Below are 22,927 nucleotides of genomic sequence, written 5' to 3' on the forward strand. Positions count from 1 at the left end.
GGGCGCTCCGGCGATTTGCCGGGGGCCGGATGTGCCTGCCGGCGGGGCCATGTCCTATGTTGCACGAACGAGTCAGGGGGAGGCGGCGGACAGCGCATGATAGGGGATTACGACAGCCAGTTGCTCGAGTCGGTGACGGTGCGTCGGCGCAGGTTGCGGGACGCTCTGTTGTTCGGGGCGGAGCGGGCCCGGCGTACGGCGGACGAACGGCTGGGCAAGGTCTTCGCGGGCATCGCCATCACGGCCGTGCTGTGCGCGGGCTGTGTCGGGTGGTCCTTTCTCCAGCACACGCTGGCACAGCAGAAGGTTGAGGAGCAGGAGCAGCGGCAGCGATCGGAGCAGCCGTACGCGCCGCTCGGTCCCTCGCCGAAGCCGTGAAGACCCGGAGGGGTTCAGGCAAGGTGGATCGACCCGCCAGGTACGCGAACAGGGCGATGATAGGTTCCCGCAAGTGGTGAGCACAGCAACGACGTCGCGTGCGCGACTGAGCCGGGTGACCCTGATCGGCGAGCGACGCCGCGCCGACCTGGTCCTGCCCTCGGACATCCCGATCGGACAACTGCTCCCGGACATTCTGCGGTTGCTGGACGACCGGGCGGCCTCCCGCCCGATGACTCGCCAACTCGTCACATCCGACGGTTCGGCGCTGCCACACGTCAGCACCCTCACCTCGGCGGAGGTCGCCGACGGCGCCGTGCTCCGGCTCGTCCGGACCCACTCCGTGCCACCCGCGCCCGTCGTGCACGACGTGTCCGACCAGGTGGCCGACGACCTTGATCTGCAGGCATGGCGGTGGGGGCCCGCCGCGCGCCGGGCCACCGCGGGCGGGGCGTCCGTCGTCCTCGCCTGCACCACCGCACTGCTCGCCCGCCGGGTGTTCGCTCCCGACGCGCTGGCCGGTGGTCTCTGCGCACTCATGCTGTGCCTGCTGGTCACCGGGGCGATCATCGCTCGCGTCGGACGCGGCAACCGCGGACTCGCCACGTCCCTGCTGCTGGTGGCCGGTGCGCTCGGTGCGATTGCCGCGTGGACCGCTGCCGACGCGCACGACTGGCCCGGAACGGCACGGCTCGCCGTGGTCGCGGGCGCTCTCACCCTCATGCTCGGGGCACTGGGCTGGTTCTCGCCACTCGGCCGCGGGGGGCTCGTCGGGGCGGTCGCCCTGGCCGTGACCGTCCTCGTCTGGGAGGCGGCCGCCGCGGTGCAGGCCGAACCGACACGGCTTGGCGCCGTGCTGGCCCTGTTCTCGGTCGTGTCGCTCGGCATGCTGCCCCGGCTCGCGCTCATGGCGTCCGGGCTCACCGCGCTCGACGACCGGCGCGCGGGCGGGACCTCCGTCAGCCGCCACCACGTGCACAACGCCTTGGCGGCGGCCCACCGGGGGCTCGCTCTGGCCACCGTCATCACCGCGGCATCCGCCGTGGCGTCGAGCTGGCTGCTCACTCTGGGAGCCCGGCCCACCGCGTGGACGGTAGCGCTGACGGCGGTCGTCGCGGCCGTGCTGCTGTCGAGGGCGCGAGCGTTTCCGCTGGTGGCCGAAATCGTCGCCCTAATAACGGCCGCTGCCGTCATCGTGGTGCGCCTCGTGGTGGTGTGGATGGAGCGTGCCGGAGGGGCGGGGCCGCTGGCCGTGTTGTGCGTGGCGGTGGTGCTGCCGTTCCTCGTGCTGGCGGTACACCCGCCCGAGCACGTGCGGGTGAGGATGCGGCGGATCGGCGACGTGGTCGAGTCGGTCGGCGTAGTGGCGATGTTCCCGCTTGTGGTAGGCGTGTTCGGCGTGTACGGACAGCTACTCGACAGGTTCTGACCAGCCAGGCCGGCGACAGCCGAGGTGGAGAACGAGGACAACGGGGGTCAAGAGGCATGCCGAGCGGAGACAACTGGCAGGGCGATGTCCTGCGCGATCTGAGAGGCGCGTGGGGCGGGGCCCCCGCTGGCGGTGCGCCCCCGCAGCCCACCCCCGGCCCCGACGTGCAGATGCCGCAGGTCCGGTCGCCGACCCCCGGTCTGCCCGGCGACCGGCTTCCGGGACCCGTGCGCGGACAGGCCTCTCCCCAGGCCGGCACCGACCCGGCACCGGCCACCGCGTCCGGCTCGGCGCCCGGACCCGCCCACAGTGGAGTCCGGGACCAGCCGGCCGCGCACCCCGCGGTCGTCGGCGGGAGCCGCCCCTCCCAGCGTCCCGCGCCGGACTCGCGTCCCGTCATCGACGAGAACCTCGCGAGCACGGCGCGCGCGCCGCACCGGGGCGAGTCCTTGACGACACGCACAGCCCGAGCTGTGCGTAGAATTGTCTCCTCTTCGACCGCCCGGGAAGTCGCCGAAGCGACCAGCGCCGCGGAGGCCCTGCAGCAGCCGGTGACCACGGGGCGTCAGATAGCCGTCACCTCCATACGCGGTGGCGCGGGCAAGACGACAGTGGCCGCGTTGCTCGGCACCACTTACGCGTACTACCGCCAGGACCCCGTTCTGCTGGTGGAGGCGGACCCGGACCTCGGGTCCCTGCCGCTGAGGCTCGGGGCGGAGCAGCTGCGCTGGACCACCGCCGACGTGGCGGACATCGTCGAGCCGCAGATGTCGCTGCTGGACGTCACCGGCTACCTCATCCAGCTGCCCGACAACGCCTGGCTGCTGCCGGGCGGCCAGGGCCGTATCGGGGCGATGCTCGACGCCACCACGTACGGGCGGACCATGGTGGCGCTGCGCCGCTACTTCGGTGTGACGGTGGTCGACTGCGAGACGTTGCCGGCGGAGGTGGCACGGGTCGCGCTGTCCGCGTCGCAGGCGCGGGTGCTGACCGCGCCGGCCACGCTGGAGGGCCTCAGCAGCACGTACACGGTGCTCGAATGGATGCGCGGACTGCCGCCGCACATCATGGCCGCCACCGTCGTCGTGCTCACCGAACTGGCCCCGCACCGCGGCCTCGACCACCGCGCGGCCGCGCGCAAGCTGAGCTCCACGGGGGCGTCCGTACACGTCCTGCCGTACGACAGGCACCTCGCCGCCGGCGGCCGGCTCCACACCGGCCTGCTCGCCGGTCCCACCCGGCGGGCCGTCACCCGTATCGCCGCGGACGTCCTGCGGCTTTCCCAGCAGCGGCACTGACCCCTACTGACCCCACACGAGCGGCCCATGAGCACCCGACTGATCCACCGCCCGGCGAGGACGACCCGCCCGCCGGCCGAATCCGAGGCACGCGTCATCGAGGCCCCGCCGAACCTTCCCGAAGGCAAGGCGGGCAACGTGGCGATGTCGCTGCTGCCGGTCGCCGGCGTCCTGTCGTCCGTCGTGATGATGACTGTGGTGCGGAACAGCCAGTTCGCCCTGCTTGGGGCGATCATCCTGGTCGTGACCATCCTCGGCTCGCTCGTCCTGGTCTTCTCGCAGCGCGGCAAGGCCCAGCGGACACGCCGCGCCCAGAGAGAGGCGTACCTGGCCTACCTGGAGGATCTGCGCGAGGAGTTGGCTGCCGAAGAACGGGGCTGGCGGGAGTCGGCCGATGTACTGAACCCGCCGCCGAACGCCTTGTACGACATCGTTCGGGACCCCGCCCGCCTGTGGGAGCGGCGCCGCCTCGACGGTGACTTCCTCCAAGTGCGGGTCGGCACCGGTGAGACGCCGGTCCGCGACCTGACGGTCGCACAGCAGGGCTCGACCGTCCTGACCCCGCCCGATCAGTTCATGCTCAACGAGGCGTCGGCGTTGGCGTCCCGCTTCCGCACCGGGTACGAACTGCCCCTCACCGTGCCCCTGGACCGGGTCGGCAACGTCAGCGTCATCGGCGCGCGTGAGGACTGCCTGCGGGTGGCGCGCGCCCTGCTGGTCCAGACGGCCGCCCTGCACGCCCCGGACGACGTGGCGGTGGCGATCGCCGCTCCGGGAGACCGCCTCGCCGACTGGGACTGGGCCAAGTGGCTGCCGCACCTGCTGGATGGTGGGCAGCTCAACGGTCCCGTCGCCGCCCGTCGCATGGCTCCGTCCATGCTTCAGCTCACCCGCGTGCTGGGGCACGACCTGCGGCGTCGTGCCTCGTACGCCGCCGAGATCCGGCGTGGACTGCCCGGTGAAGACGCTTTGTCCATGACGTCCAGGTTGCTGGTGGTCAGCGACGGCCATGGCGAGGACGCCGTGGATCTGCCGGTTCCGGACGAGGCCGTCGGGCTGCCCGCCATGGGCGTCACCGTGCTCCACCTGCTGGAGCAGCGTGTCCAGGAGCCCGGCCATGTCGCGGTCCGTGTCACGGTGAACGGCGAACGGATCGTCGTCGAGGACCTCCGCGCGACCGAACCCGTCCACGCGCACGGCACCGCGGACGATGTCGCGCTGCCGTTCGCCGAAGGCCTGGCCCGCATGCTCGCACCGCTGCGGCTCTCCGCCGAATCGACGGCCGACGCACCACTGTCCGGACCGGTCGACTTCGCGGACCTTCTCGGCGTCGAGGACGTCGCCCACGTCGACCTGGACCGGTTGTGGGCGCCGCGCGGCGAGCGTGCCTTCCTGCGCGTGCCCATCGGCGTCAACGACTCGCGCGAACCGGTACTCCTCGACCTCAAGGAGTCGTCCGAGCTCGGGATGGGGCCGCACGGACTGTGCGTCGGCGCCACCGGGTCCGGCAAGTCGGAGCTGCTGCGCACGCTCGTCCTGGCCCTGGTGGCCACCCACCCGCCGGACGACCTGGCCCTGGTACTGGTCGACTACAAGGGGGAGCGACCTTCGCGCCGTTCGCGCCCCTTCCGCACGTCGCCGGCGTCATCACCAACCTGGAGAACCAGGCGGGCCTCGTCGAACGTGTCCACGCCTCCCTCGCGGGCGAGGTCAAGCGCCGTCAGCAGGTCCTCAAGGACGCCGGGAACATCGCGGACATCGGCGACTACGCGGTCCTGCGCGCCGAGAAGCGCCCAGATCTGGAGCCCCTCCCGCATCTGTTCGTCGTCATCGACGAGTTCGGGGAACTCCTTACCGCCAAGCCCGACTTCATCGACCTGTTCCTCTCGATCGGCCGCATAGGTCGCTCCATCGGCGTACACCTGCTGCTCTCCAGCCAGCGCATCGAGGGCGGCAAGCTGCGAGGCTTGGACACCTACCTGTCCTACCGGCTGGGCCTGCGCACCTTCTCCGCCGACGAGTCCCGTACGGTCCTGGAGACCCCGGACGCCTTCCACCTGCCTCCGCTGCCCGGCTTCGGCTACCTCAAAGTCGACACCAGCCACTACGAGCGGTTCAAGGCGAGCTACGTCTCCGGTCCCTACCGCGGCCCCGTACGGCGCGAGGACGAAGACGAGGCGAGGCCCCTCGTCCTGGAGTACAAGGCGTACAACAACCACGCCGGACCGGACGGCGCGAAGATCCAGGAGCCGGTCCTGCGCCGTCGTGAGACCGGCCCCACCGAGATGGGGGTCATGGTCGAACAGCTTCAGCACGCCCCCGTCAGCCCGGTACGCCGGATCTGGCTTCCGCCTCTGCCGGCCGCGGCCCCGCTCGACCGGGTCGCCGGGCCGCTGGAGGTGGGACGGCGCGGCACGCAGCTGTCCCAACGGCGCGGACCCCTGCAAATCCCCCCTCGGCCTGCTGGACGACCCCGCCAGGCAGTGGCAGGGGCCATGGTTCCTCGACCTGACCCTGGCAGGTGGGCACGCCGCGTTCATCGGCGGCCCCCAGTCCGGCAAGACGACGCTGCTGCGGACCCTCGTACTCTCCCTCGCGCTGACACACACTCCGCAGGAGGTTGGCGTATACGCCCTTGACCTGGTCGGCGGCGGACTTCAGGCGCTGTCCGGGCTGCCACACGTCGGCGGGGTCGCCTCCCGCGCCGACCGCGAGCGGGCCACCCGTACCGTCGAGGAGGTGCGGACCATGCTGGCGCTCCGGGAGGAACTCTTCCGCGCCCACGGCATCGACTCCGTCGAGCAACTGCGCACCCTGCACGCGGCAGGCGCTCTCCCGGAACTGGCGTCCGCGGAGATCGTGCTCGTCGTCGACGGCTTCGGCGCGCTGCGCGACGACTTCGAGGAGCTCGACGACGCCGTCTCCGACATCCTCAAGCGGGGCAGCGGATACGGCATCCACGTCGTCGCCGGAATGCTCCGCTGGAACGACGTCCGCATCGCCGTCCAGTCGAATTTCGGCACACGCGTCGAGTTGCGGCTCAACGACCCCACGGAGTCGAGCATCGACCGCAAACTCGCCGAGACCCTGTCGCCCGACGAGCCCGGTCGGGCACTCACCGACGGCAAGCTGTTCGCCCAGGTCGCCCTGCCCCGGACGGACGGGCGCGCCGAGGCGTCCGGACTCGCCCCAGTACTGGAACGCGTGGCGCGCACGATCCGCGCCACCTGGAGCGGGGAGGTCGCCCAGCCCGTACGGGTGCTGCCGCACCTGCTGGAGCCGCACGTGGTGCCGGGCCCGGCGGCCGAACCGCGCCGTGTCCCGCTCGGCCTGGACCAGACGGCGCTCGAACCCGCGCTGCTCGACCTGTTCCACCACGACCAGCACCTGCTCGTCCTGGGTGACAGCGAATGCGGCAAGACGAACCTCCTGAAGACGGTCGCGGCCGGCCTCATCGAGCGCTACGGCGAGGACGAGCTCGTCTTCGCCGTCATGGACCCGCGACGCGGTCTGCGCGGCGTGATCCCCGAGAAGTACCTGGGTGGATACGCCTACAACGCCAAACTCTGCGCGGGGTTGTCCGCCGGGATCGCGACCGAACTGGAGAAACGGCTCCCCGACGGCCAGGCATCACTCGAGGACCTGGAGCCGGGCAGCTGGGGGAGTGGCCCGCGCATCGTCGTTCTCGTCGACGACTACGACGTGCTGACGACCGCCGGACAGTCACCTATGGCTCCGTTCCTGCCGTACATCCCCTCGGCGGTCGACATCGGGCTGCACTTCGTCCTGACCCACCGCGTCGCCGGTGCGTCGCGGGCCATGTACGAGCCGCTGGTGCAGGCGCTGCGTGAGTCGGGCTCCTCGGCCCTGGTCATGACGGGCGACCGCGGCGAAGGCCAGCTCTTCCCGGGCGTGTACGCCTCGCCGCAACCGCCGGGCCGTGGTGTCCTCGTCCGCAGAGGCAGGCCGAACTGCCTTATCCAGACGGTGTACCGCGCCGGGTGATCCCCGTACGAGCGTGGCGCCGCACTTCCACCACGAAGCAACGAAGGACCCGCAGACTTCATGACCAAGGACGTCGTCGCTCTCACCCACCGCATGCCGGACGCCGCGGCCCTGCTCGCGGGGCTGCTCTCCGGCGGCCCCGACCTACTGTTGGGCAGGACCGGTGAAGGAGCTGTCCTGCAGTTGTGCGACGAGGCGGGCCGGCCGCTGGTCTCTGTGGAGGCACCGCTGCTCGTCCAGGTGGAGGGCGAGGCCGAACGGCTGCTGGGAGCGGAGCCACCGCGCGTGCCGTTCTGGTGGACGGAAGCCCGCGCCACGACCGGGGTCCCGGACGCCGAACGGCTCGCGGGCACGCTCGCGGCCCGGCTGGTCGCGCTTGCCGGCGGATCGGTCTGGCCACCGGAGGCGGCACAGTCGCTGAGCGCTGTCCGCATGGACGGCGTCGGCGTGGCACCCGAACCGGCCGCGGCCCAGCCCGCCGTCGACGTCCTCACCGACAGGGCCGCCGTCGTGATCCAGGACCGCCCGGTCGTCGCCATGACGGCCTGGCTCTCCGACGCGTTCCGGGCAGCCGCCGAGGCGGGGATCGGGCTTCAGATCGTCAGCCCGGCCGGCACCACGCTCTCCCCCGCGGTGCGGGACAGCCTCGGCGGCCGGCCGTCGCGGTGGGTCGTGCAGGACGAGCGTGACGGCTATTACGACGGTTTGACGGGGGCGGTACTGCGCTGGCAGAACGGCGTGTTCGCGCCCGTCGAAACGGCGGCCGACGGCACCGGAACGGCAAAGGGCGGGGCGGGCACCCCGGTGGCCGCCACCTACCAGGAGGTGACCGAGACCGGTGAGCGGCAGCTCGCGGTCACGTTCCGCTCGGTGCACCCCGCCGACGAACGACTGGTGCTGGGCCGCGGGCTGGAGGCCGTCTGGCGCGAACTCACCGGCACGCCCCCGGCCGGGTGGGGTACGGCCGAGCCTGCCAACCTGCCCTGGTCGCCACGGCAGATGACCCAGGTGGCACGGGAACGGGCGCCTCTCTCGACCTGGTTCGTGGTGGTCGGCGGCAGGGACAGGCCGGGCGTCGCCACGGTCCGGGTTCGCCGTACGGAGGCGGGTGTCGAGGAGGAGGTCACCCTGGCGTTCGGCTATGGGAGCGGGGAGGAGCCGCCCGTGGACGCCGTGCGCTCTGCTGCCGAGAACCTCGCGACCCTGCACCGTCTCCAGTCCATGCTCGTGCAGATCCGCAAGGCGCGTCGGGACCTGGCCGTACCGCCGCGCTTCGAAGGACCAGGCGTGCCGCTGGCCTTCGTCCTGGGTGCGGAGGAGGTCCACGGCATGCCGGAGGACCGCGCCCGCCGCACACCGCTGGCGCAGCCGCCGGTGGCCCTTGGACCGAAGGCCCGCCCGGCGCTGTACTACGCGCTACCCGGCGACCCATCCGATTTGTCCGGCTGGAAGGACTTCGAGTCGTTGATGAGGCATCTGCGGGGTGCCTGACAACGACCGCTTCGCGCGAAGTCACTCCTTTCGAGGACCAGTTGTTGGATTGCACTCGCGACGTGGCAGTTGATACAGATGGGCGAGCATGCGAACGCACTTGACCGAGGGGGAGTCACATGAAGTTCGACATGGGGGCGCAGGTTCTGACGACGCTGATACAGCAGTCGAATCTGTCGACGAACGACCTCGGGTTGCTGATCCGGCAGCTCATCCAGGCGGCGCAGCCGTTGGAGGGGAAGTTCAACGGCCAGGGCAAGGCGGCGTTCGACCTGTTCAAGTCAAGGTCGGACGAAATCACTGCGGAACTGAACGCGTCGCTCCGAGCGATCCTGGGCGGGCAGTCCGGCATGGAGACGGCATTCGGCTCCGGCGACCAGGAGCAGGGTGGGAACGCCCGCACGCAGATGGCGGCAGCCAACTTCGACGCGGCCCGATTCTCCGGCCGCCGCTGACCGGTCCACCGCAACGCACCTCACGGGGAGTGGATTTCTGATGGCAACCGACAACGGCCGCCGCTCGTACGACCTGGCCGCCTCCACCGAGGTACAGGCCAACCTCAAGGCGGTGATCGCCCGTCTGGAACAGGTGATCACCGATCGCGACGCCCAGGTGAAGGCCGCGATGAAGGACTTCCAGGCCGACGGCGTGGCCGACGAGTACCACGGCAAGGAACTGCGCTGGAACAGCGCCTCACAAGAAGTCAAGGCCATCATCCGCCTGCTGAGGACGACGCTGGAGAGGAACGACGCGACGGCTCAGCAGACGCTCGCGCGGGCCAAAGCCGCGGTCGACGGCATCGGCTGACCGCTGGCACGGGCGGAGTGGCCGGTACGCGGGGGAAGCGGGGGCTCTTCATGACGTGGTGGGACATCAAGCCACAAGGTGTCCGGGGACAGTTGCAGGCGACGAGCACACAGGCCGGGAACCTGGAGGCGGCGCTCAGGGCGTTGGTCGGCGATGTGCAGGCGGCCGGAGAGGCGGCGGGCACGGCCGTGCCCGGGTCGGTGTCCGAGGCGAAGGTCCCCGGACCCTGGGCCTCGGGGCCCTCCGTCACGGTCAAGGCGACAGGCCCGGTCGCCGCTGCGCTCGCCGAGTACCTCCAGGCACGCGGCAAGGACTTCGCGTCGATGGCGAACCGGGTCCAGGCCGCCCTGCTGGGAGCCGCCAAGGCCACGCAGGCGTACGTCGAGGGCGACCTGGAGACGGCCAGGGAGGCGCAGGCCGCGGCACGTTCCGTACGGCTTGATCTCCTGAAGGGCGTCGGGGGGGAGAAGTGAGCGACAACCAGCCGGTCGATCCGGCGGAGATACCCGTCTTCACCGGTGATGTGGCGGTCCTCGAAGCGAAGGTGAAGGCGCTCGGCGGCGACGGCGTGAAGGTCGCCACGGCGGCCGGGGACGTCCACGGCACCTTCGGCGGACTGCGCGCCTTCTACCAGGCGCCTGAGGCGGACCAGTTGTTCGCCACGACCAGGCCGGTGGTGGAGAAAGCCCTCCAGCTCAACTCCGAGATGTGCGTCATCGCGGGGGCGCTGGGCACGTACGCCGACGAGATCCGCCCTCTGGTGAAGGAGTTGGAGTCGCTTAAGGCGGACGCGACCGCCTTCCGCTCCCGGATCTCGGGTGACGACGAGTGGCGCGAGGACGGCGACCTCGTCGACGAGAACAACGAGCGGCGCGACAGGATCGCCGAGGTCTGGGCTCGGTTCCAGGAGGCGGAGCGGTCCTGCCATGCCAAGATCGTCGCTCTTGTGGGCGGAACGGCGTTGAAGGTCGACGACGGTTCCGGCAAACCGGGCATGTACGGCTACGACGCCGGGGCTCTCAAGCAGGCAGAGAGCCTGCCCTGGGGCGACGTCGTCGACGAGTCGATTCCGGGCTGGCAGGTGTGGGAGCACACCTGGGAGTTCGGTAAGGGTTTCTTTGTCGACGGTGTGTGGGGCACCATCACCGGCATCGGTACCCTGGTCGGCTTCGACGGCTGGGACGCGGCCGGCGAAGCATGGAGCGGCTTGGCGGCGCTGGGGGCGGGCCTGACGCTCTCGATGACGCCGATCACCCGCAAGTACCTGTGGGAGACTCCCCCGGAACAGTTGCCCCCGGAACTCCGCAAGGCGCGCACCGCTGTCACGGAGACCGGCAAGGCGCTCGTCGCGTGGGATAAATGGGACTCCAACCCCTCCAGGGCGGCGGGTGAGGTTTCCTTCAACGTCCTGACCACCGTCTTCACCGGTGGTGCCGGTGGCGCGGCGGCAGGCGCGGGCAAGGCGGGAGCCATCGCCAAGGCGCTCTCCACGGCGGGCAAGGTCGGCGGTGCCCTCGATCCGGCGACCTACCTCGCCAAGGGAGCGGGCGCGGGGCTGACGAAGGTCGGCGATGTCATGACGGGCCTCAAGGACCTCGGCAAGATTGAAATTCCGAAGATCCAGGTGGACGGTGCCGTCGCCCTACCGGACGGATCGCGGGTCCTGCCTGACGGAACAGTCCGCTTCCCGTCGGGCGCGCCCGTCCCGGAAGGCGCGCTCAGGCTCCCGAACGGCACCGTCAGACTCCCCGAAGGCACCGTCGCGTTCCCGCCGGGCACGGTCAAACTGCCCGTGGACGGCCCTGCCCGCTTCATGGACCCCGCGGGCCACATCTACGACGCCGACGGCGCGCTCATCCAGCGGGCCGAGGACGCTCCCGACGGCAAGCCGACCGCGGGCGCGGACAGTCCCCGCGTCGACGCTCCGAAGACGGACGCCCCGGCCACAGCGAAGGTGCCGGAGCGCGAGCCGGCCGGCGTGGGCGGCCGCGGCGATGACCGCAACCGCCTCGGCTCCGACACTTCCGACCCACTCCATCCCGCGAACGGCACCTCGCCCTTCCACCCGGACACCACCCCGGGCGGCAGCGCCCCGGACAACCTTCCCCACAACAGTGCGGACAGCAACCCTTCGGGTGGCGGTACGGGCAACAACACACTTGGCAACGGTGCTTCTGCCGGTGGTACCGGAGGTGGGACATCGAACGGTCAAGACACCCCCCAGCCAGGTGGCGGCACCGCTGACACGGTGCCCCATCAGGGACAGCCCCAGGTAGCTGAGCGTCCGGAGGGCTTCGCGAGCGGCAGAGGGGAAGCCGGAGTCAACAGCGGTCAGCCGTTGTGGGCCGACCCTTCGGACCGGGTGAACAAACCACTTCCAGAACTTTCGCCGCAGGAGCGCGCTGATCACTGGCAGCATCTTGACGAGGTGGAGCGGCGGAGTCCCGGGGACTTCGACCACCTACAACGGGATCCTGACAAGAACGGCGGAATTTCAGAGCCGTCGAAGGATGAGGCGAGGGTGGGGCTGGACCTTCGCGAGCAGGGACGGCTGCCCGAAGATATCCAACGTCCCACCGAGGCAGACCGAGGTGAGTTCTACTCACCGAGCACAGGCAGATACTACGACATCAAGGGCGTCCACTCGAACTGGCCACCCTTTAACAACGTACGAGACAAGTCGCAGCCCTTTAGAGGGGCATACGATCCCGCCAACAACGGCAGGTGGGTCAAGAAGCTCGCGGAACAGATCGTCGACAAGGAGCGCACTGTTATCCTCGACGTGCGTAATGCCAACCAGACGGCGATTGATGACATCAGGTCCATCGTCGAAAAGAACGGCTGGGAAGACAATGTCATTTGGTACCCGTAGAGACTGGACACCGCAGGCATACCCAACCGACCATACTGCCGCTCGACGGCTGCAGGAATGGCTAAAGGAGGGTAAAGGTAGCCTTGACGCAGTGGGTCTCGATTTCAGGGGCGCCGACCTCACTGGTGGCGACTTCTCTGAGTCTTGGTTCAGTGACGCCATGTTGGCGGGGGTTGTGCTGAGGGAGACGGATTTCTATCGTGCGGACATGCAAGGGTGCAATCTTTCTGGAGCTGACCTGACTGGCGCTTCGTTCGTGCGATCTAACCTTGACGACGCCGTAATGAAGGCGGCGATTCTTGATGGCGCAGATTTCGTCAAAGCTTCTCTCTATGGTGTCGATGCATCGGCGGCAAGTTTTCGTGGTGCGCAGCTCATGGGAGCCTCACTGCTGGATGTCAACCTGTGTGGAGCAGACCTGACCGGCGCAAGGGTGATGGAGAACTCATTTAGGGTCAGACTGGATGAAAGTACAATTCTGCAGGGTTTCTCGGGGTCACTTTTCGGTCCGATTGAAGTCTCGACCGGTGAAGGGGTCAGAGAGATCGGCGGCGCTGGCCTCGAGCGGTGGATTCGCGAAAAAGGGGGAGCGGTTACCGTCATTCACCGGCGGAAAGCGTGATAATCACTACTGAGTCTTTCTGTGATCGGTCTGATCTATCCAGATGCAGGTTTATGGTCGCTTGGATGAGGCTTGTGGTATTGATCCGGAACGCTTTGAGTTTAGAATCGTTGACGGTGAGCCTTTTCCAGCCTGTGTCTGAAGTCGGGCGGTTGGGCTGACAATGTGGTGAAGCCCCTGGTAGATGGGTTTTCGACCAAGAGAACCGTCTCCGCCAGAGGCTTCACGTGCTTGTCTACCCGTCGGGCGTCGACGTGTCCAGCTCCGCCCTCCGCTTCCTCACGCAGCAGCTGCGGCGCCACCGCCGCACGATCGGCTCCCGTTGGCGGCGCCTGAGCGCCGGCCGCCAGGCCCTGCTCACCCTCGCTCATCTGCGGATGGGACACACCTACGCCCAGCTCGCCGCCGGATTCGGCATCGGCACCACGACGGCCTACCGCTATGTCACCGAAGCGGTCGACCTCCTGGCCGCTCTCGCCCCCGGCCTGACCGACGCGGTCCGCACCGCGTCGGCGAAGGCGTACCTGATCCTGGACGGCACGCTCCTGCCGATCGACCGCATCGCCGCGGACCAGCCGTTCTACTCCGGCAAGCACAAGAGACACGGGATGAACGTGCAGGTCATCGCCGACCCCTTCGGCCAGCTGCTGTGGGCCTCACCAGCCCTGCCCGGCGCCGTCCACGACGTTCGCGCGGCCCGCGAACACGGCATCGTCGACGCCCTGGCCGAGGCCGGGATCCCGTGCTGGGCCGACAAGGGATACCAAGGTGCCGGCGGCACGGTCCGCGTCAGCCCAACTGCGGCACTCAAGAAACAGGCTGGAAAAGGCTCAGTGACGTTTTCTCAGCGAAATAATCTTCGGGAAGTGGGTTGATCAGGGCGTTAAGGGTTGGGTCGGACAGCGGTGGCCCGGGTGCGGACAGACGTGAAGCCTTTGGTAGGACGGTTCTCACCACAAGATCGTCCGTTGCACCAGAGGCTTCACGTTGGTCACCTATGTTGCCATGCTCGACGTCCCGCGCCACGTGGTGGAATACGTGGCCCGGCTGCTGGCCGGCCACCGCCGCCGGATCGGCACCCCGAAGGGCTCCCGGGCGTTGAGCCCGTTCCGGCAGGCCGTCTTCGTGCTGCGCTGGTTCCGCGAGGCCGGCTGCGTGCACTGCCTGGCCCGCGATGCGGGAATCTCGCAGGCCACCGGCTACCGCTACCTCCACGAGGCAATCGACGTCCTGGCCGACCAGGCCCCCGAGCTGCATGAGGTGCTGGACCGCTGCCGCGCGCGGCAGATGAGCCACGTGGTGCTGGACGGCACCCTGATCTCCTGCGACCGTGTCGCCGGGACTACCGAGAAGGGCAACGACCTGTGGTACTCCGGCAAGGCTCGGCACTTCGCCGGGAACATCCAGTTCGTGGCCGCACCCGACGGCACCCCGCTGTGGGTCTCCGACGTCGAACCCGGATCCGTCCACGGCCTGCGTGCCGCCCGCATCCATGCCCTGCCCGCCTTGTACGCGGCGGCCCGCGCCGGTCTGCCGACGCTGGCCGACGTCGGCTACACCGGCGCCGGCAAGGGCATCCACACCCCGTTCCGTCCGCACCCCGACATCGCTTCCCCGCTCGCGCCGGACAACCGCGCCCACAACCGGCTCCTGCGCGGCATCCGGGCCCTGGGCGAACGGGCCGCCGCTGAACTCAAGCAGCGCTGGCGCGCGCTGCAGCACGTCACGCTCAGCCCCAGCCGGATCGGACGCATCGCCCAAGCCGCACTCGTCCTCAACAACTCATGGAAGTGACAACCGCTGAGAAAACGTCACTGGCCGCCGGGGCCGGCGGCCGGTCCGCGACCGCCGGTACGGAGCGGTCAGGGGCCGGCGCCCGCGGCCCCGCGCGCGTCACCGGCCCCGGCGCGGGGGCGCCGTTCGGCCGCGCACCGGGGCCGCTTCGGGAGCCGGGCCGGTCAGAACGTGCAGGTGGGAACCCCGTCCAGCCAGGCCGGGCCCTTGATGTAGATGTTCGTCACCCAGGCCCGGTAGTCGGGCAGGTACGACCAGGCGTCGTTGGTGTACCCGTCGGAGGTGACCTCCTCCGCGTGCTTCTGGCACTGGACGCGGACGGTCGTCGAGTACGGGAAGGCGTACACGCGTGCGGCCCGGGTGGACGGCTCGGCCTTCGTCCAGACGCCGGTGCCCCAGGTCTGGTGGACGTGACCGGTCACCGCGCCGGTGTTGACGCGGAGGGCACCGAAGTAGTCGCCGCCCAGACGCACGTCGCTGACCATCAGCCGGGTCCCGGACTGCCGGGCCTCGACCATCTTCCCGTCACCCAGGTAGATGGCGATGTGGTGGAGGTCCTGCGAGGTTCCCCACGCCAGCAGGTCGCCGGGGAGGAGCGGCGCGAGGCCCTGGGCGGCGGTGAACCGCTCGGCGGCGCGGTGGGTGTAGAACTGCCGGCTGGCGACGCCGTCGAGGATGTCCGCGCCGGCGGCCTCGGCGTAGGCGTACCGGACCAGGCCGGAGCAGTCGAACCCGAGGCGCTCGGGGTCGTGTTCACTGGCCGGGTCGGTCGGGTCGACCCGGCCGTACGTGGGGCCCGGCTGCGGGCCGTGGCCGCCGCCCCAGGTGTACCAGAGGCCGGCGGCGACCTGGGTGCAGGCGGCGGCGACGGCCTGTTCGGCCTCCGCCGACGCGCCCGGCGCCAGGGGGCGGCAGTCGCCCCCGACGGCCGTCGCGCCGGTGCGGCCGTCCGCGGGCGCCTGCGCCACGGCCGGTGCCGACGCCAGGAGGAGAAGAGCGGGTAACGCGAGGAACGCGCGGATGAGGCTGCTCCGCCGGGACATGGGGCCCTTCCGTCGGAAGTGGGTGGTCGGGCAGCAGCATGCCGACCGGTGCCCGACCCGTCGAGCGCGTCCCCGTCGCCCTTCCGGACGGGCGACGGGAAACCCTCCGGGAAACCCCGTACGGCCGAGGCGCCGCGGCGTTTCTCAGGCCTGCCCGCAGGGGGTCCCCCGCGGCCGGGGGGGTTCCGGACGCCAGGGGCCGGCCGCTCGCGGGGGCCCGTTCGCGCAGGAGGCAGATCCGGGTCAGTCTCACCGCGGGGTCCAGGTCCCACAGCCGCACGGTGCCGTCGGTGCCGCTGCTGGCCAGGCTCCGGCCGTCCGGCGCGAAGGCGACGCCCCGCACCGCGTCGGCGTGGCCGGTCAGGGTCGCCCAGTGCCGTCGCCCGGACAGGTCCCACAGCCGTACCGTACGGTCGTTGCCGCTGCTGGCGAGCAGCCTCCCGTCGGGGGAGAACGCGAGGCCGCGCGCGGCGCCCGTGTGGCCGGTCAGGACCGTGTCGAGCCGTCGCCCGGGGACGTCCCACAGCCGGACCGAGCCGTCGTTGCCGCTGCTGGCGAGGGTGCGGCCGTCGGAGCTGAGGGCCAGGCCGCGCACCGCGCCGGTGTGGCCGGTGAGGACGGCCGCCGGGCGGCGTCCCGCGACGTCCCACAGCCGGACCGTCAGGTCGTCGCCGGCGCTCACCAGCGTCCGGCCGTCCGGGCCGAACACGACGCGGTTGACGTAGTCCGCGTGGCCGGTGAGGGTCGTGACGAGCCGTCGCCGCGGCACGTCCCACAGGCGTACCGTCCGGTCGGCGCCGCCCGACGCGAGCACCCGACCGTCGGGTGCGAACGCCACCGAGAACACTTCGCCCGTGTGGCCGGTGAGGGTCTTGATGAGCCGTCGCCGCGGCACGTCCCACAGGCGTACGCTCCCGTCGGAGCCCGCCGAGGCCAGCACGCGCCCGTCGGGTGCGAAGGCCACCGAGAACACCGTCTCGTCGTGACCGGCCAGGGCCGCCACCTGCCGGCGGCGGGCCACGTCCCACAGCCGTACGGTGCGGTCGGCGTTGGCGGTGGCGAGCAGCCTCCCGTCGGGGCTGTAGGCGGTCATCAAGACCTCCGTGAACGGACGGGCCGACAGCACCGGCCCGCCGAGGTCCCACACCACCACCGACTGGTCGAACCCGGCGGTGGCCAGCGTCGTCCCGGTGGCGTTCACGGCCACGCCGAGGACGTAGTCCGTGTGCCCGGCCAGGGTCGTCGTCGACGTGCCGCGGCGCACGTCCCAGAGCCGGGTGGTGCCGTCGCCGCTGCCGCTGACGACCGTGGAGCCGCCGGGCAGGTAGGCGACCGCGTTGACGTCGTCGCTGCTCCCGGTGAGCGTCGCCGTCAGCCGGCGCCCCGGCACGTTCCAGAGCCGTACGGTCCGGTCGACGCTGCCGGAGGCGATCTGGCGCCCGTTCGGCGAGACCGCCGCGCTGAGCACCTCGTCCGCGTGCCCCCTCAGCACCACCGGCGGGCGCGCGCGGTCGGGGTCCCACAGCCGCACGGTCCGGTCGGCGCCGGCCGAGACCAGGGTCCGGCCGTCGGGGGAGTACGCCAGGGCGTTGACGTTCCCGGTGTGGCCGATGAGGGAGACGACGGGCCGGTGCGGGCGCGCGGGGTCCCACACCTGGACGGTCCCGTCCGCGGCGGCGACGGCGAGCCGGTGCCCGCGCGGGTCGAACGCCACCGCGCGGGCCCCCCTCGTGCCGCCCGGCAGGACCGTCCGCGTACCGCGGCCGGAGACGGGCCACAGGTGCACCGGACCGCCCGTCGAGGTGGCCGCGAGCACCCGGCCGTCGGGGGAGAAGGCGACCGAGCGCACGCGGCCGGGGACGGCGAACACGGCGGCCGTGCGGTGGTCGCCCGTCCGGCGCAGGACCACCCTGCCGTCGGAACCGGCCGTCGCCAGGGAGAGCCCGTCCGGTGCGAAGGCCACGGCGTTGACCGGGCCCGTGTGGCCGCCCAGCCGCGCGGAGAACGGCTGGGACTGGGTGCTGAGCAGTGCTCCGCGCGCCTCGGCGGTCGCCGCGAGGCGGTACGCCTCCTCGGCGAGCACCATCGACGCCTCGGGCCGGCCGCCGGCGAGGTACGCGGACCGGGCGGCGAGCGCCCGCGAACGGGCGACGCGCTCCTGGTCGAGGGCGGCCCCGCGCTGCTGGTACGCGAGGGCTCCGGCGGTCACCGCGAACGCCAGCAGCAGGCAGAGGGCGGCGCACAGGGACCGCCGCAACCGCACGTGCCGCCTCTCCAGGGCCCGCAGGCGGCCCTCCTCCCCCAGACTGGCCCGCAGGAAGGCCTCCTCGCACGGGCTCAGCCGGCGCCTGCCCTCGGGGTCGTCCAGCCAGGCCCGCACGCCGTCCAGCCGGGCGCCCCGGTAGAGGGCGGACGGGTCGCGGCCCTCCCGCTCCCACTCGTCCGCCGCGTGGGACAGCCGCTGGTGGGCCAGGAGTTCGGCCCGGTCGGCGCGGAGCCAGTCCCGCAGCCGCGGCCAGGCGTGCAACAGGGCCTCGTGGGTGATCCGGACGGTGTCGCTGTCCACGGTGACCAACCGGGCCCGCACGAAGGCGTCGAGCGCCGTGGCGGCGCCGTCCGCGTCGGCGAACTGCTCCAGGAGGGCGGTCCGGCTCATCCGGCGCCGTGTCGCGCCGGCGCCGTCGGCGAGGTGGACCAGACGCGTCAGGACGCGCCGGATGGTCCTCTGCTCGGCCGGGTGGAGTCCGGTGAACACGGTCTCGGCGGTCCGGGTGACCGCCCCCGGATGCCGCCGGCCCGCTCGTACCCGTCGACGGTCAGGGCGGACCCCCGCCTCCGCTCCCACGTGGCGAGCAGGGCGTGCGAGATCAGCGGGAGCGCGAAGTCGGACGCCCCCTCGGAGTCCTCCCCGGCGCGGTGCGGGGCGGCGTGGGCGGTCGCGGCCGGCACCCCGCCCGGACCGGCGTCCCGCAGCACCAGCGGTACGAGGCCGGACTCCAGGGTGACCCCGGCGAGTTCCGCGGGGCGCGTGACCGACTCCCGCAGCTCCGCCACCGACATCGGCGGGAGGACGAACGGGCCGTCGGCGAAGGCGTCGGCCAGTTCGGGGATGCGCAGGCAGTCGCCGGTGAAGTCGGCGCGGACGCCGAGCACCACCACGGCGGGCTCGGGCGCGCCCGGTGCCGGGGCGGGGCCGGCCAGGGTGGCGAGGACCCGGACGAAGGCCCGCCGCTCCTCCTCGTCGGGGCAGTCGGTGAACAACTCCTCGAACTGGTCGACGATCAGCACCGGGCGCGACGGCGGGAGCGGTCCGCCGTCGGCGGGGGCCGCGGCGTCCGACCGGGCGGCCACGGCGGCGAGCAGCGCCACGGGGTCGTCCCGCACCTCCTCCGCGGTGACGCCGAGACCGCCGCCGAGGATCTTCGCGGTGCGCTCCAGCAGCTCGTCCAGGGGACGGGAGGCGGGCGTGAGGGTGACGACCGGCCAGCGCCCGGCGCCCGCCACCGGCAGGTCCCCGCGCGCCAGGGCCGGGACGAGTCCCGCGTTGAGCAGGGACGACTTGCCCGCCCCGGAGGGGGCGACGAGCACCACGGGGCCGCTGCCGATCCGTTCGAAGACCCGCTCGACCAGTGCGGCCGTCGCGCGTTCCCGGCCGAAGAACCACTTCGCGTCCCGCGGGGTGAACGGCAGCGGGCCGCGGTAGGGGCAGCCGGCGTCCCGCCGTCCCCCCGGCGGACCGGCCGGGGCATCCGCCCCGTGGCCGGGGGGCGCAGGGCGCGCCAGGAGCCCCAGCAGGCGGCCGTCGGCGCGCAGCACCTCGTCGCAGAGCCGGGCGACGTCCGCGGTGGGCCGCTTGGCGCCGGTCTCGATCTTGCTGAGGTACCCCTTGCTGTAGTGGGTGCGCCGGGCCAGGTCGATGAGCGACAGACCGCCCTCCCGCCTGAGCCGTCGCAGCTCCCCGGCGAACGACCGGGGGCCCGGTGGTTCCCGGTCCGCGTGGGCGGTGCGGCCGGTGCGGTCCCGCTGGTCCGCGGTGAGTCCTGGCTGCTGGTCACTCAAGGCGTTCCCCCTGGCAATGAGGCCGTCGAGCAGGCGGCGCCCAGGCTAGTGCCGGGGTACGGGGGGTGAGCAAAGGTTTCCGCCGGTGTGGCGTGAACACGAACGCCCGGGGCCGCGTGGCGGTTCCGGGCGTTCGGGCCGGTGCGGATCAGGTCAGCAGCGTGGCGCACTCCGCGCGGTTGACCCACTTGTGCGAGGAGATGGTGTCGTTGGCGCCGACCCCGTTGCTGAGTCGGTTGTCGGTGAGGTTGTCGGCGTAGAGCTCGCCCGGCAGGAGGCAGGCGTGGCCACCGCCGTGGTTGGCGTGCTCGTAGAACTTCACGACCTCCAGGTTGCCGGTGTAGCCGCGGTTCATCACGGAGGAGGCCCGGTCCTGGGAGCCGCCCCACCAGCTGCTGTTGCCCGAGGTGACGATCAGCTGCGCGCCGTCGCAGTTGATGTGCTCCCAGGCGTACATGTTGCCGTTGCGCGGGCCCCACTTGCTGTCGCAGAGCGCGCTTGCGGTGGAGCTGCCGGTGGCCTGGGCGGTGGTGGCGGGGACGGCGACGCCCAGGGCGCTGAGGCCCAGGACGGCCACCGTCGCGGCGAACTTGCGCATGGTGAATCCCTTCATGGTGATGGAGTGGTTCCGGTGGTGCTGGTGGTGCTGGTAGTGCGTGACGGGTGCCGGGGCGGCACGCCGTCGGCGGTGGGCGGGGCGCGTCACGGAGCGCCGGGTGGTCAGTCCCGCTCCGGGACGACGCGCACCGCCCGGTCGTAGGCCCGCTGTCCGAGGGACCGGTGGGTGTCGAGGTCCCCGCCGAACCGGTCGCGCAGGCGGTCCCGGTGGAACGCCTCCCGGGCCGTGACCACGGCCCGCAGCGACGTCCGGCGGGCGCAGGCCGCGTCCGCGACCGCCGTCCGCCGCTCGGCGGCGAACGCCTCGTCGACGCGGCCTGCGCCCGGACGGGTGGTGGCGGCCCTCGCGGCGTCGCGGGCCGCCTGGGGGTTCCTGTAGGGGTGGCCGGCCCGTTCCATGCACCGGGACCACGCCTTCAGCGCGGCGGTGAGCTGGGGATCACGCATCAGGCGGTCGCGGTAGAGGGAGCCGACCCCCATGGCGACCTTGCTCGTGCGGAACCACTCGGCCGGGTCGCCGTAGAGCGCGCGCTCGGCCTCCTCCGTACAGCCGCCGAGGCGTTTGCGGATCTCACCGCCGGCCGGCAGCGGCGCCCTCAGCAGCCGGGCGTCCCCGCCGCCGTCGAGAGCGACGTCGAAGGCGGCACGCCGCGGAGGGGGGAGGCTCCGGCGGTAGGCGCCGACGGGATGGGCCTTGCGGGCGCGCTCGCCCTTCAGGGCGATCAGCCCGCCGTAGCCGTGCGTCCGGGCCCACTCGACGTCGTCCTGGACGAAGGGAACCGGACGGCTCTCCTCCAGCGACAGGGCGCGCTCCTCGGGGTACGCGAAGCCCCGGCGGTTCATGCACTGCCCCGTCAGCCGCTGCAGGGCGTCCGTGACGCGCAGTTCCTGCCGCCACGTCAGCGGCTGGAGGCGGGCGCCGCCGGCGGGTGCGGTGCCGGCGGGTGCGGTGCCGGGACCGGACGACCCGCCCGCACCGGCCCCCCCGGTGGGGGCGCACCCGGTGGCCCCGGCCGTCACGACGGCCAGGACCGCGCACAGTGACACCAGTCCGCGTCTCATGCCCCTCCCCCGCTCGACCCCGTGGCACCGGTCGCGGTGCCGTTCCCCCGGGCGCCGACGGCTCGGACCGCCGTCGCCGACGAATCCAGAGTGACCGCACTTCCGGACCGGGAGCCACGGGTTTCCCGTTGCCCGCTGGAGCGGCGATCGGGAAACCCGGGGTGACCGGGGGAAACCGGGCAGAGGGCGACAGCGGTGAAGCCGTGGGACACACGGGGACCACCCGGTGCGGGAGCACCGGGCGGTGCGGGCCGGTGCCCGGTCCGGCCACCGGGGCCGCGTGCGCGGGCCGCCGCGCGACCGGCGGGAGACCCCCCGTCCGGACGCCCGCGCCGCCGGGAGGACGGTGCGGCGGCCCTACATCCGCGCGCCCGTCCCCGAGACCCGTACGCGGGGGTCGCCGGCGCGCAGCTCGACGGTCAGCTCCGCCGGGCGGCCCAGGTCCTCGCCCTGGTGGAGGGTGAGCACCGACGCCTCCGGGACCAGGCCCAGGGCGCGGGCGTACGCGCCGAACGCGGCCGCCGCCGCGCCCGTCGCCGGGTCCTCCACCACCCCGCCCACCGGGAACGGGTTCCGGACGTGGAACACCGCGTCCGACGCGCGCCACACGAGCTGGACGGTCGTCAGGTCCAGCCGCAGCATCAGGGCCTTCAGCCGCTCGAAGTCGTACCGCAGGTCCGCCAGCCGCTCCCGCGACGCCGCCGCCAGCACCAGGTGCCGGGCGCCCGCGAACGCGATGCGCGGCGGCAGGGCCGGGTCCAGGTCGCCCGCCGGCCAGTCCAGCGCGGCCAGCGCCTCCGCCACGTCCTCGGCGGCGGCCCCGGCGACGTACGGTTCCACGCTGGTCAGCGTCGCGCGCGGCGACCCGTCCGGCACGGTCACGGAGACGGGGACCTCGCCGGCCCGCGTCGCGAACAGCAGGTCGCCCGGGCCGATGCGCTCGCCCAGCGCGACGGCCGCCGCGATCGTGGCGTGCCCGCAGAACGGGACCTCCGCCAGGGGGCTGAAGTAGCGCACGGTGAACGCCCGCCCCGGCTCGCCCAGGCCCTCCGGCGGTGCCGTCAGGAAGACGCTCTCGCTGTAGCCGACCTCCGCCGCGACCGCCAGCATGCCGGCGCGGTCCAGCCCGGACGCGTCCAGGACGACGCCGGCCGGGTTGCCGCCCTCCGGGTCGGCGGAGAACGCGGTGTAGCGGAGGATCTCGGGGGTGCCCTCGGTGTTCGTCATGGTCCTCACGAACCGCCCCGCTCCGCCGCTTGTTCCCCTGCGGCCCGCCCGGTCGCGCGGTCCCACGCGTCCGTCGCACCGCCTGTTCCCGGCGGCCGGCACGGCGCCGGCCCCGCGCCGGGCACGGCGTGCCCGCCACCGCCACCGCCACCGTCGCGAACGGGGTGTCCGCCCCGGCACCGCCGTGCGCACCGTCCGCCGGGTCCGCCGTGCGCACCGGGT

Annotated in this window: 14 protein-coding genes and 3 pseudogenes; 12 read left to right on the plus strand and 5 right to left on the minus strand. The window is 72.1% G+C overall.

Annotated features, from left to right (window positions below):
- Positions 1-96: 96 nt before the first annotated feature.
- The 12 genes and pseudogenes from LUW75_RS18170 to LUW75_RS18225 all read left to right on the plus strand — a co-directional run bounded on the left by LUW75_RS18170 (position 97) and on the right by LUW75_RS18225 (position 14,696).
- On the plus strand, positions 97-378 hold the full coding sequence (locus LUW75_RS18170) for a hypothetical protein (RefSeq protein ID WP_250336557.1): 282 nt from the start codon (positions 97-99) through the stop codon (positions 376-378).
- A 73-nt stretch (positions 379-451) separates the two neighbouring features.
- Positions 452-1,807, plus strand: a complete 1,356-nt coding sequence (eccD, locus tag LUW75_RS18175; protein ID WP_250336558.1) for a type VII secretion integral membrane protein EccD — start codon at positions 452-454, stop codon at positions 1,805-1,807.
- A gap of 473 nt (positions 1,808-2,280) precedes the next feature.
- The gene (locus tag LUW75_RS18180; protein WP_462933749.1) at positions 2,281-3,105 is read left to right on the plus strand and encodes a MinD/ParA family ATP-binding protein; all 825 of its coding nucleotides are present in this window, start codon (positions 2,281-2,283) and stop codon (positions 3,103-3,105) included.
- 27 nt (positions 3,106-3,132) lie between these two features.
- Positions 3,133-7,110: pseudogene (gene eccCa / locus LUW75_RS18185) on the plus strand (type VII secretion protein EccCa).
- Between the two features lie 60 nt (positions 7,111-7,170).
- Positions 7,171-8,601, plus strand: coding sequence for a DUF6177 family protein (locus LUW75_RS18190; RefSeq protein ID WP_250336560.1), 1,431 nt, complete (start codon positions 7,171-7,173; stop codon positions 8,599-8,601).
- A 119-nt stretch (positions 8,602-8,720) separates the two neighbouring features.
- The gene (locus tag LUW75_RS18195; RefSeq protein ID WP_250336561.1) at positions 8,721-9,056 is read left to right on the plus strand and encodes a hypothetical protein; all 336 of its coding nucleotides are present in this window, start codon (positions 8,721-8,723) and stop codon (positions 9,054-9,056) included.
- A 40-nt stretch (positions 9,057-9,096) separates the two neighbouring features.
- Positions 9,097-9,408, plus strand: coding sequence for a pore-forming ESAT-6 family protein (locus LUW75_RS18200; RefSeq protein WP_250336562.1), 312 nt, complete (start codon positions 9,097-9,099; stop codon positions 9,406-9,408).
- Positions 9,409-9,458: 50 nt separating this feature from the next.
- A complete protein-coding gene (locus LUW75_RS18205) occupies positions 9,459-9,881 on the plus strand; it encodes a DUF6507 family protein (protein ID WP_250336563.1) in 423 nt (140 codons plus the stop codon).
- On the plus strand, positions 9,878-12,280 hold the full coding sequence (locus LUW75_RS18210) for a hypothetical protein (protein ID WP_250336564.1): 2,403 nt from the start codon (positions 9,878-9,880) through the stop codon (positions 12,278-12,280). Before LUW75_RS18205 ends, LUW75_RS18210 begins: the two co-directional genes overlap by 4 nt.
- 91 nt (positions 12,281-12,371) lie before the next feature.
- Entirely contained in the window at positions 12,372-12,902 is a 531-nt protein-coding gene (locus tag LUW75_RS18215) for a pentapeptide repeat-containing protein (RefSeq protein WP_250336565.1), read from the plus strand.
- 227 nt (positions 12,903-13,129) lie between these two features.
- Positions 13,130-13,774 (plus strand): annotated as a pseudogene (locus LUW75_RS18220) (transposase family protein); the annotation flags it as partial.
- 115 nt (positions 13,775-13,889) lie between these two features.
- Positions 13,890-14,696, plus strand: coding sequence for a transposase family protein (locus tag LUW75_RS18225; protein ID WP_250336566.1), 807 nt, complete (start codon positions 13,890-13,892; stop codon positions 14,694-14,696).
- A gap of 164 nt (positions 14,697-14,860) precedes the next feature.
- On the opposite strand, the gene LUW75_RS18230 is transcribed toward LUW75_RS18225, so the two are convergent.
- From LUW75_RS18230 to LUW75_RS18255, 5 genes and pseudogenes are all read right to left on the minus strand, one after another.
- Positions 14,861-15,664 carry an NlpC/P60 family protein gene (locus LUW75_RS18230; RefSeq protein ID WP_250336567.1) on the minus strand — a complete coding sequence of 268 codons (804 nt, stop codon included), beginning with the start codon at positions 15,662-15,664 and terminating at the stop codon, positions 14,861-14,863.
- 244 nt (positions 15,665-15,908) lie between these two features.
- Positions 15,909-19,798 (minus strand): annotated as a pseudogene (locus LUW75_RS24730) (nSTAND1 domain-containing NTPase); the annotation flags it as partial.
- Positions 19,799-19,946: 148 nt separating this feature from the next.
- Positions 19,947-20,504: a peptidase inhibitor family I36 protein gene (locus tag LUW75_RS18245; RefSeq protein WP_349816435.1), complete on the minus strand. Its 558-nt coding sequence runs from the start codon at positions 20,502-20,504 to the stop codon at positions 19,947-19,949.
- A gap of 14 nt (positions 20,505-20,518) precedes the next feature.
- Positions 20,519-21,478: a hypothetical protein gene (locus LUW75_RS18250; RefSeq protein WP_250336569.1), complete on the minus strand. Its 960-nt coding sequence runs from the start codon at positions 21,476-21,478 to the stop codon at positions 20,519-20,521.
- A 357-nt stretch (positions 21,479-21,835) separates the two neighbouring features.
- Positions 21,836-22,705, minus strand: a complete 870-nt coding sequence (locus tag LUW75_RS18255) for a PhzF family phenazine biosynthesis protein (protein ID WP_250336570.1) — start codon at positions 22,703-22,705, stop codon at positions 21,836-21,838.
- Positions 22,706-22,927: the final 222 nt, after the last annotated feature.

Source organism: Streptomyces sp. MRC013, assembly GCF_023614235.1.
Classification (GTDB): Bacteria; Actinomycetota; Actinomycetes; order Streptomycetales; family Streptomycetaceae; genus Streptomyces.